Annotated in this window: 13 protein-coding genes; 10 read left to right on the top strand and 3 right to left on the bottom strand. The window is 43.6% G+C overall.

What is annotated here, in order from left to right; translation table 11 throughout:
- Positions 1-800: 800 nt before the first annotated feature.
- Positions 801-2,504, top strand: coding sequence for a hypothetical protein (locus QUA10_RS27885; protein ID WP_333085759.1), 1,704 nt, complete (start codon positions 801-803; stop codon positions 2,502-2,504).
- A gap of 120 nt (positions 2,505-2,624) precedes the next feature.
- On the top strand, positions 2,625-3,980 hold the full coding sequence (gene dnaB, locus QUA10_RS27880) for a replicative DNA helicase (RefSeq protein ID WP_333085760.1): 1,356 nt from the start codon (positions 2,625-2,627) through the stop codon (positions 3,978-3,980).
- 35 nt (positions 3,981-4,015) lie between these two features.
- On the opposite strand, the gene QUA10_RS27875 is transcribed toward dnaB, so the two are convergent.
- Together QUA10_RS27875 and QUA10_RS27870 are read right to left on the bottom strand one after the other, a co-directional pair.
- Positions 4,016-4,561, bottom strand: a complete 546-nt coding sequence (locus QUA10_RS27875) for a site-specific integrase (RefSeq protein ID WP_333085761.1) — start codon at positions 4,559-4,561, stop codon at positions 4,016-4,018.
- A gap of 74 nt (positions 4,562-4,635) precedes the next feature.
- Positions 4,636-4,818, bottom strand: a complete 183-nt coding sequence (locus QUA10_RS27870; RefSeq protein WP_333086443.1) for a hypothetical protein — start codon at positions 4,816-4,818, stop codon at positions 4,636-4,638.
- A gap of 424 nt (positions 4,819-5,242) precedes the next feature.
- Here QUA10_RS27870 and QUA10_RS27865 point away from each other — a divergent pair, with 424 nt between their 5' ends.
- Entirely contained in the window at positions 5,243-5,593 is a 351-nt protein-coding gene (locus tag QUA10_RS27865) for a hypothetical protein (RefSeq protein WP_333085762.1), read from the top strand.
- A complete protein-coding gene (locus QUA10_RS27860; protein ID WP_333086442.1) occupies positions 5,583-5,879 on the top strand; it encodes a helix-turn-helix domain-containing protein in 297 nt (98 codons plus the stop codon). Before QUA10_RS27865 ends, QUA10_RS27860 begins: the two co-directional genes overlap by 11 nt.
- Positions 5,880-6,503: 624 nt before the next feature.
- Here the strand turns inward: QUA10_RS27860 and QUA10_RS27855 are convergent.
- Complete coding sequence (locus tag QUA10_RS27855) at positions 6,504-6,815, bottom strand: hypothetical protein (RefSeq protein WP_332946638.1); 312 nt, start codon at positions 6,813-6,815, stop codon at positions 6,504-6,506.
- Positions 6,816-7,058: 243 nt separating this feature from the next.
- Here QUA10_RS27855 and QUA10_RS27850 point away from each other — a divergent pair, with 243 nt between their 5' ends.
- The 6 genes from QUA10_RS27850 to QUA10_RS27825 all read left to right on the top strand — a co-directional run bounded on the left by QUA10_RS27850 (position 7,059) and on the right by QUA10_RS27825 (position 10,485).
- Positions 7,059-7,529 (top strand): hypothetical protein, encoded by a 471-nt coding sequence (locus tag QUA10_RS27850; RefSeq protein WP_172186659.1) that lies wholly within the window; start codon positions 7,059-7,061, stop codon positions 7,527-7,529.
- Between the two features lie 10 nt (positions 7,530-7,539).
- On the top strand, positions 7,540-8,004 hold the full coding sequence (locus tag QUA10_RS27845) for a hypothetical protein (protein WP_333085764.1): 465 nt from the start codon (positions 7,540-7,542) through the stop codon (positions 8,002-8,004).
- Positions 8,004-8,795 carry a hypothetical protein gene (locus QUA10_RS27840; protein ID WP_333085765.1) on the top strand — a complete coding sequence of 264 codons (792 nt, stop codon included), beginning with the start codon at positions 8,004-8,006 and terminating at the stop codon, positions 8,793-8,795. Before QUA10_RS27845 ends, QUA10_RS27840 begins: the two co-directional genes overlap by 1 nt.
- Before the next feature lie 81 nt (positions 8,796-8,876).
- On the top strand, positions 8,877-9,233 hold the full coding sequence (locus QUA10_RS27835; RefSeq protein ID WP_333085766.1) for a DUF3768 domain-containing protein: 357 nt from the start codon (positions 8,877-8,879) through the stop codon (positions 9,231-9,233).
- Between the two features lie 66 nt (positions 9,234-9,299).
- Positions 9,300-10,007 carry a hypothetical protein gene (locus QUA10_RS27830; protein WP_333085767.1) on the top strand — a complete coding sequence of 236 codons (708 nt, stop codon included), beginning with the start codon at positions 9,300-9,302 and terminating at the stop codon, positions 10,005-10,007.
- Positions 10,008-10,068: 61 nt separating this feature from the next.
- Complete coding sequence (locus QUA10_RS27825) at positions 10,069-10,485, top strand: hypothetical protein (RefSeq protein ID WP_333085768.1); 417 nt, start codon at positions 10,069-10,071, stop codon at positions 10,483-10,485.
- Positions 10,486-10,532: the final 47 nt, after the last annotated feature.

Here is a 10,532-nt window from a genome sequence, read left to right as displayed (position 1 = left end):
ATCGCATCTATCACGGGATGGGATTATATTCTATCGGCACTAAATACTGTAGCATAATTTTGGAGAATTGGTATAACCAGAGTCCTCTTGCGACATTTAAGATAGGCTTCATCCAACCTGCTCTCACCAAAGCGACGCTACAAACCAACCCTTTCCCGGCTGGTTTTTTTTTCGGCAAAAGATGCTCCGACTGTTCTGAAACTTGTTCTAAAAAAAATAGGTATTTAAAATCGCTCTCAAATCCATACCCCATATAAGTTTGACCGTTAGAACAAAACCTCTAGAATGCCGCGACAAAACCTCTAGAATGCCGCGACAAAACCTCTAGAATGCCGCGACAAGTCATTTTTGAAACTCTTGCTACGTAAAGTTTTCAGCCTTTAGAACAACTCTGATCAGTCTTATTAGACTGATTCGCCACCAAATCCCGTATCGGCTGGTCTGGCAGGATTGAAAAAATAGTCGCGCACCCTTTCTCATCTTTTAGCAGGGCGGTCAGTCTCAACACTGCTGGATTTAGGACAACTGCATCGCTACAAAAAAGCGATCGCAAAAGTACAAGACCTTAAAACCGCTTCGCTAAAGTTTGCCGATAGTTCAAGCGACGGCGCTAGGAATTGGGTTCCGGCGCTACCACACCTGGTTGTTAAAACCAACCCGAAATCCTGTTGAGTGCAGCGAGCGCTGCATTCGCGCTCAATAGCCCGCGGTCAAATTCACAACAACCGCTCTGGCAAACCTTGCGGCTGTCACAGTCACATGAAGGGACATTTACGCTCATTTTTACCTCGGAAAAAAAAATGGTTGCAGATACAACTACCTGGCACAAACCGCCATTCGCCCGACACGCCGCAGTTTACGAAGCCCTAGCCGACATACTAGAAGGCGCTACCCCCAGCGCCCTCAAACTCGCCCTCTACCTGTACAGAACCTGCATCGGTGGCAAACCAGAGGAAATCGACATCAATTGCATCCCCTTGGGCGAAAAACGAGCCACAAGAGTCCGAAACGGCAAGCCCTATAGCCCTAACACCAGGCGGGCAGCCCTCAGACAGCTCGAAAAACTCGGCTTGGTCAAAATTCTCAAAAACTACGGGCGTGGCATTTTCCGCATAGCAGTGCAGCACTTGGGCGACGTTCGTCCCTTCACTCACACCAATTCAAAATTCCAAAAACTGAGCAAGCAGTCAAAAAATCGACTGAACCAGCCAAAAATTGAGCAAACAGGGGGTTCAAACCCTGATGGTGCCGTACTCTTTACAGAGGATAAAAAAGAACAGCAAAGCACTGAAAATGTTGCTGCTGTTTTTTTAAATTTTTCTAAAGAGGAAGAAAATTTAACATTACCAGATAAAAAACCACAGCTTGTAACTGGGCTCAAATCTAAAAGCACTGAATTAAATAAAAATTCAGAACAAGAACTAAAAACCCCTAGTGAAAATAAATGTTCCGCCCCAACCGCTGAATGTCTGACTATTAATTCAGATAACAGTCAGACAGTCGATGTGGCAATGCCTTGCACTCCAGAACAAAGAGGTTTGACCTCTAAACCCCCGCAAAAACTGCTGACAGAACTCAACAGCCTCGACAATCCAACAATCTCTGCCGCCCAATCACCAATACCTACCAATAAAGCTGTTCCGTTAAGTCCTGAAATATCTTCGCCCGTTACTCCCCAAGTTCCTGAAATTGTCGAAGCGGTTGCAATTGCTAACCCCGATGCGACTGAGATTGTCAAAGCCGTTCCAATTACTAATCCTGATGCGACTGAGATTGTCAAAGCCGTTCCAATTGCCAATTCCGAGACAACTGAGATTGTCAAAGCCGTTCCAATTACTAATCCTGATGCGACTGAGATTATCGAAGCGGTTGTAATTGCCAACCCCGATGCGACTGAGATTGTCAAAGCTGTTCCCATTGCCAATTCCGAGACAACGGAAATTATCGAAGCGGTTGCAATTGCCAATCCCGATGCAACGGAAATTGTCGAAGCGGTTGCAATTGCCAATCCCGATGCAACGGAAATTGTCGAAGCGGTTGCAATTGCCACAGGAGGCATGAATCCCGAATTAAAAATTTGTGTGCTCCAGCACAGCTTAAACGAAATTCAAGCCGCCATAAACTTGCTGCAAGTCCGAAGCCAAACAAAGCAAATATCCAACCCTTCAGGGTGGGTCGTTGATTGTTTGCGCGGTCGCTGGTGGGAGAAAACTAACGGTTTTCAAAACTCGAACCCAACAAATGTTGTTTCCTCTCCAGCTTCAACAGGCTCTTCTCCAACTCCAAAAGATTCTTCTTCTGCACAGACAACAAGAATAACTGAGGATTATGTTGACCCTCATTATATGCCATTAGAAACTCACCGAACGTTATGCGAACAGTTCCAGGAACTAGGCAAAGAAGCTTTTGCAGCGCTAGGTATTCAGCAGCAAATTTACTTGCAGTGGATGCATCGATTTCCTCAGCAACTCAAACAAATTTTGAACAAATTGTCTACTACTTAGCTATGAGACCTAGCTGTGGAAACACTGATTATTCAATTCCTGTAGACAGCTGACAATCCTGTAGGCAACTAACAAACAACACAGTTCAAGTAACAACAATCTCAAAGGAGAGTACCAGATATGGGAGTCAGTTTTGTTGACAAAATTATGCCGACTAACATTGATGCCGAGGAAGCAATTTTAGGCGGAATTCTGATTGATCCAATCGCCATTAACCGAGTCGCAAATATTCTGCGTCCCGAAGCATTAGCAATTACAGTCCACCAACACATTTATCGGGCCGCTTTAGCGCTGCACTCTAAAGAGCAGCCCACAGACTTGATGAACGTCACCACTTTCCTCGACGACCACAACTTGCTGGAAGTAGTAGGGGGTCAAACCAAACTGGTAATGCTGGTAGACCGAACTGTTTCAGCCGTCAACATCGACCAATATGCCTTGCTAGTCGTGGACAAGTTTGTCCGGCGCGAACTCATCAAAATTGGTAATGACCTGGTGCAGCTTGGCTACGAAACTTCCACCGAATTGGATGCCATACTAAATGAAGCCGAGCAAAAGATTTTTGTCCTCAATAAGTACAAAGAAGAGCGACAGAAAGCTATTCGGCCTCTTTCGGAATACTGCCACGAACTTTGGCGATATCTAGATGAAATTGAGGAACAGCGCTTGGAGACTGCTAACTACTGTCCTGGAATCAGCACGGGGTTTTATGACCTCGACGACCTATTAGGAGGGGGATTTTACCGAGGCGAATTGATTGTCATAGGAGGTCGCCCCGGCAGCGGCAAAACAGCTTTGGCTTGCGCGCTTGGGTACAACATTGCTTCCCTCCCCAGGAACGGTCGGGTTTTGATGTTTTCGATGGAAATGCCGGGTCGGGACTTGGCAGCGCGGTTAATGGCACTTGAGAGTGGGGTGTCTGTGAAAGATATTAGGCAAGTTAACCTAGCTGGTAAGTACGAAGTGCTAGCTTCGGCTTTGGGGAAAGTTAGCGATGCTGATTTTTGGATAGATGAAAGTTTGGAACCATCTCCCCTAGAGATTCGTTCGAGAGTTAGGGAGTTTGTTTGCGAGCGCGGCCCCTTGGGTTTGGTAATTGTTGATTACCTGCAATTGATGGTGAATTCAGCCGATGAAAATTTTGTCAATAAAATCAGCGAAATTACGCGGCAGATGAAGATTTTGGCTCGCGAGGTTGACACGCCAGTTGTGCTGCTTTCCCAGCTCAATCGAGGGGTAGAGACTCGCACAAATAAACGTCCAAGTTTATCGGATTTGCGTGGCTCTGGTGGAATTGAACAGGATGCGGATGTTGTGCTTGGAGTTTACAGGGACGATTATTACAATCCTGATTCTCCTGATGGGGGAACGGCTGAAATTATTGGATTGAAAGGACGGAATAGCGGAACGGGAACGGTTAAATTGCTGTTTGATGCTGAATGCTGTCGGTTTCGGAATATCTATAAACTGCCGTAATATTAAAGGACAGGAAAATATTGAGCTCTGTCGCCTTACTTCAAGAGCCCAATCGCCTTGACAAGCTGTTCCGGCTGTACCTCCAAATAGCGCTGGAGACTCGACAAATTTTTGTGTCCCGAAATCTCCATAATCACCCGCAGCGGCACCCCCGCATTGCTCAAATTAGTCAGCGCCGTCCGCCGCATCGAATGTGTTGAAGCCCCCTTAATTCTTACCCGCTTGCAAGCTTCTTTAAAAATCACATCCGATGCGGCGCGAGTCAAAGGCTTCGTATTGTCTCGCCCCGGGAACAAAAAACCCACATCTGGATTGTAAGCCTTTAAATACTTAGCCAGCATAGGATGGAGCGGCAGCGTTCGCGTTGCTGATTTCCCCTTTGTCGTCGCTTTCCGCAACGTAACTGACCCCCCAACAATGTCGTGAGTTGTTAAAGCTAACGCCTCTGAAATGCGGCAGGCGCAGTAAAAAGTTACAGCAAACAAAAGCCTGTCCCTTGCTGTAATAAAACCCCGGTCAAACAGTCGATCAATTTCTGCAGGCGTCAAAATCTTAGCGCGCCCATTCCCTTGAACCTTCACGGCGCAGCCCTCTTAGCGTAAATTCCTTCATTATTGGACGAAAGGGGGTTTACGTCAAGTAGGCTAACTGGCTTCTATTCTTTGATGGTCAACCAAATCCGGCTCAATCGCTTTCTGGGCAATCGGAGGCGCTTGTTGCAACTCACCTCCCGCTTATTGCTATTCAACTGACTCGAATTCTCGGGAAAGTTGATAACCGGCAAGGTAGCGATCGCGTCTATGAGGTCTCTGAAAGTAACAGGTTTTTGGGCGTTCATAACACCGCGCTACCAATAAAATTATTATTTACTAATCTAATTATACTATTGTTTGATTCTACCTGCAACCTTTTTTGCGGCCAGTTAGAGCCTGAAGAACAAGTCATCAATATTCTCCAATAATTCTTCTACTTCCCGGTGTGGTTCGATTTGGAGACGTTTGTCCATCATCGCACCTCGCTGACGAAAGCAACTACATCTTTACTATACAAGTCGGCTGCAACGGGACTTGACATCAACGCGATTGGGCGGTATCTCAAAAAACTGATAGCCTAGCCAGAGTTGGGCTTTGAGAATAGTTCGTCAAATATAGATTCCAATTGATTGATTTAAGGAAATATCGCGCTGCAATTTCTTTATCAAGAAATTGGCCTAAAAACCTATCAAAACAAATCTGTTGCAGTCGATGCACAGTTAAGAACTCATGTCAATCTCAAAAGGAAAGCGAGATTTGATTTCGACCCTGCCACTAAAACAGTTGAAGGATATGCCGCCTGCAATTGAATTTCCTGTAAACTTTGCCAAAATTCATCTCCCGCGCTTTAAGTGCGGCGAGATAGTGCGCTGGACGGGTGTTAGCGAAGAAGCTGACAGAGGAATGGTTATCGGCAAATTTTACAATTACGAACAGTGTCAATGCTGTTGGATGTGGTGCTACATAATTTGCCTTACTCCTGATTCCAAAAGTGCAACGTGGTGTCAGTTTGATACTGCCTGGGAGGAAGATTTGGAGAAGTTTGAGGATGATAAAAAAGCAGCCGACTTTGACAGATAGAGAACGCAATTTGATTGCAGTTTACAGTCAATGCCAATTCGGAATGACACCGAGGCAGTTTTATGCAAAGTGGGGAGTGAGTTATGAGGAAATTGCTTTTATTTGTTCTCGTTCTGATTCTACAGTGCGGGGTTGGTTTAGAAAGGGGAAAAATCGCAGATTTCCTACTGCTGTCGATTTGCGTCATTTGGCTTTAATGGATTTTCTGCTGGAACACTTTGAGGAAATCCCAGAGGCATTGGTGGCTTTCCTGTGTCCGCATTGTGAAGATAATAGCCTGGATTAATAGTGGCGGGTATAACGGAAAGACTGTTCAGGGCAACGACTGTATACGTTGTCGCAATCATATACTGCTGACTTGTTCCAACAGTTTTGGTGGCTGCTATACATACACCAAGCTTTTTCAGCATCAAAAGATAATTTGAGCTTGTCTTAGCACAAACCTCGTCAAATATCAATGTCACCGTGACCTGTCTTTGACAAGATTATTCAATTACTGTCTTGGCAAGCAATGAAACAAGAGCACAATCTGTTACTTTTACTGCTGAGGTACTAAAATGACCTACTCTGAAAAATTGCACCCGTGGTGTATCATTAGTCTGCTTCCTAATTGTCAGCGTGTTATTGTGGCACGATTTCGTAAGAGAAACGATGCAGATGATCATCTACGGGTTTTGCAGCGATTAGTGAAAACGCGCACATTTGTGATTATTTTTGACATGCAACCAAAGCCTACTGTGCCTAAAGAATAACGGCGAATGCAGCGAAGGTTTGAAATCGAATTAATCGAGATACCTGCGTTAGTTGAATAAACCGACTTTCCAGCGATTTCTCCCAGCGACAGAACCTACTGATAGCTGGGAGAATTTTTTATATATTTTACTGATTCTCTACTAACTACAACTTTTTATCATAGTATTGATTGACGCTCTAGAGCGATCGCATTTGTACGGATAGTTACAATTGCATAAGTAAATATGCTCTGATTGATAGCTGTGCAATCGTAGATGTGGCTAATAGTAATATAGCTTGCGAGCGCAATAGATATTCCTTCTCTATCAATACTTCGGAATTTTGAAGAGTTTTTTTGGGAGATGGCTCTGGCGCAAGGTTCGTAGGTGGCTAATGTTGCGCTGAGTTTTTGGATTTCTTGCCATAGCTCTACTATCAAGGCTTCTTTTGCCTCGTTCAATAGTTGCTTTAAGCCGGGTAGTTTTTCCATTCCTTTATCTAATGTCTATCTCGTCTTATTGTCAAGGGGGTTGAGCAATTACAATCAAAGAATCAATAGAGACAAGTGCGACCGCATCTTGTCGGACAGATAATTAATGGGAATTAATTAAGAAATTTCTTGGGAAACACGCTTACCGTTAAAACTTTACAAAAAATAGATCGTTAAAAGCAAGGCCGCGATCGCGGCAATTTTTGAGAATAAGCTGCACTTGCTTGTACTGCGAATCCAGCCATGACCCAAATAGAACCAAATTCCGAACCAACTGGAGAGGATATTCCACTTTCAGCTACTCAAAAAGTGGGTGAAACCATCAACAAAACTGAGAACACTTCACAGAGTCCTGACTTACTTGATGAAGGAGAATCAGAACCTTATGAATTCAATTTTTGTACAATCAAAATCCACATTGTTATGCGACCAGACGATGGGCATCCAGAAGGGCGAATCGTAGAAATTACAGCAACGAGCCATGACGACTTACCACTATTAGTACAAGTTAGAGAAAACTCGATTGGAGCTTGGCCAAACCATTTACAAGAATTGCTCCAGCGGTTAGCCTCTAACCTACCTAACCGAAAAGTGAGCGCTCAAATTCGTTCTTCTGTTGGTCAACCCCGGAAAAAAGCCAAACCAAATCTTCAAAATCCTGCTAACCACCCCGTCAACAAAGGTGAAGCTGGAGTACAAATCCCCCTGTTTTAAAGAGGTAACAATGAGTCTAATAGAATATGAAGGCAGGCAAATCGAACTGCCCAACGAAATTACTGCAAATGATGAAAAATTGCTAGAAGTCCTACTTCCTTACTTCCCTGAATTAAGCTCCGCTACAATTGAACGAAAAACAGGTCAACCCATTAAAATCATCAAACAAGCCAAGACAAAGGGTGTAGAAGAAGATTGGAAAAAAGAACTATGCGTACTGCTCACTCCCCATTCCCCACTCCCCTCACTTGTCGCAGCACCGGAAGAACCGAATCAAGCTGTCCAACTCACTTGGGCTCTGCAATGCGACTCTATCAGCGGTTGTGTTACTCCGCTAACCTTGGCAAGTCGGGCTCAAGAACTCTCTGACGCGATCGCTCTGGGTGAGCAAGAACTACAGCGATTTAGAGACACTCTCAAAAAACTCCAACTTGCGCCAGCTATTGCTTGTCTCCAAATTCCTCTTAATTTTTAATGCCTGCAACTATTTTGTCTGTGTCGCAAGCCATTGCCGCTTTGCGACACTCCTACCCAGTAACTAAGCCACTTGAAGCGATTGAATTTCTCAGACAAACGCTCAATAGCGCTCAACTTCTCAATCTTTACCAGCACTTTTTTTCAACTGAATTTGCTACCAGTACCAGTTCTATTTACTCGGATACTCCTGATAATCATAGCCCCCGCGAATTAGAATTCTTCCGTCTTCTTGACGAAACAGAACTTATCCCGATCAGCCCCTGGCAATTAGAAATAGCACAAGAAGAACGCCTCGACCAACTCCTGATTGAGTCTTGGGGGTTGGATTGGTTGAGCTATGAAGATATTGATTCCTTAGCTCCTGAATGGCAAATCCTGCTGTCTCTAAGTTCTGAAGGACTAAATTGGCTAACTGAAAATGAGATGAAAGATTGGTATGAACAAGAATTTGAAGTTTCATTTTCTCAGATTCTACCACCAGATAGGATCAATCATCAGCAATTCCAACAGTTTGGCTCTCTGGCTGAATTTCCCGTAAAAGGGATGCCAATTGTACTGAGTTTCCTCAATTACTCAACGGGTAATATTTGGCTTGACGGCTGCGCTCAACACGAGTATCAATTTGGAGAATGGACAGTCGAAAACTTGATATTTTTATCAGAACAATGGCAAAGTGCTAAAGAATTAATAACCCAGGCTCAACAGGTCATTGACTGGCTTGCTACTGACCGCCATCGACATTTTCAGCAAATTCTTGAACTCTGGAACAAAAGCACCTTGTCAATTTGAATTACCCCTGAATCCGAATAATTACGAGTGAACCAGCAACCGCTAGTGCGGTTGTAGTTGTTGGAAATTGAGGCCTTAATTATGACTGAAACTCTAACAACAGCCGAAATAATTGCACGTCTTAATGACCAATTACGTCAAGGAGATACCAAAATTGGTGAAATTCGGATTACTCAAGCTGTAAAAGCTCTTCTTCCCGAACAGCAACAAAAGTTACTGCAATTACTAAGAGATTTTAACACCTTTGAAGCTGGCAACAACCCCTACGGAGAACGAGATTTTCTTAGCATTCAACTTGACAGTAAAAGCTATTTTTTCAAAATTGATTATTTTGACAGGAAAGCATGGCTGGAAAATCAGGAAGTTAGTTCACAATGTCCAGAATACCCCGACAAAACTTGGAGAGTTGCTACCCTAATGCAGTCGAACGAATATTAATTTTCAAGCATGAGCTAACCTTACCTATCGGGTTAGCTCCATAACCTCTATCGATTTCAAGTTATTATGCAACATTTGTCAGGAGAAGTCTTTCGTGAAATTCTGCAAACAGCTCCCCGACAGCTAGCAGAAATTGATGCTGAATTACTGTTCATCAAAGAACAATATCTGTTCCATTATCGAGAAGGAACAAAGGAACACTACAAACTACTCTCCTCTGTCAGTTTGAGAACTGCATTTTCTCACGAGCCGATTGATACGGATTGGATGCCCCCAGGAGTCATAAGGTGGGGAACTAACTCTCAAGGAAATTGGGTAGTAAAATTCATATCTCCTGCCCAATATAACCTCCAATTTGATGAGAGTAAACCCATTACTATTCCACTAACTGCCTTGGTATTTGTAGGACAAAACACTCAATATTGGGTATTTGCAACTGATTTTGCTACTTTCAACCCAGAGTCGAAAGCTTACCACACTCCTTTACCAAACATCCATCCAAACGGTTTAATTTGCTGGGAAAAAAATACTCCACCTGTTGCTTCAACTCAAACCATTGATATTGCTTGGCAGAGCTTCATAACCACTCCTTTCAATGCTGACTTATCCAGCCAAAAAAGCCGAAAGTTTCCCCAAGATGTCAGAGAACATCTGAAAAGTTTAGCCTTGAGAAAAAGGCGTACCTATCCTGTTAAAGATTTAGTTGAAGTGAGGTACAGTCCTTCAATTGACTCTTTAGTGCAACACCTCCTATTGATTGCTAACCCTACCTAAATCAAAACTTCTATGTAGGGACTGCACTCAATATTTATTGTTCAACACAAAGTTTAAGTTAATGCTAAAACTTTTTAACCACATTCATGCCTCTATTCCCTTGCCTCCCATTGCTACTGGGGTATTCTGCGAATACGTTACAGCCTCTAACGGCGTGTTTGTGCGTTCAGTTCGCCCCGGACTAGAGGCCATGATTCCTGTTGCAAATTCAACGCCCAATACTATCAAAGGGTTGCCACCTATAGAACCATACTTGCACCTTGAGACTCGTTTAGTACCATCAGAACTGCTACTTTCTATATTGACAAAAGCTGTATTCACCAAAGATAGCAGTGGCAATCTCACAGAGATTTTATTTCACCTATCCCTTGACAGTAGTAATCAATGGCAACTGACAATTCCAGTCCAATTGACTACACGAACGAGCTGCCAGCCTTTTGACAATTCATGGGTGCATCTCACGTTTGCAAATATATGAAAAAAGGGCGAAAATGAAAAAGCTAGTAAAACTGTGAAAAAAGATGA

It is taken from the genome of Microcoleus sp. Pol8_D6, assembly GCF_036700965.1.
Lineage (GTDB): Bacteria > Cyanobacteriota > Cyanobacteriia > Cyanobacteriales > Microcoleaceae > Microcoleus.
This window is presented reverse-complemented; position numbering and strand designations above follow the sequence as displayed.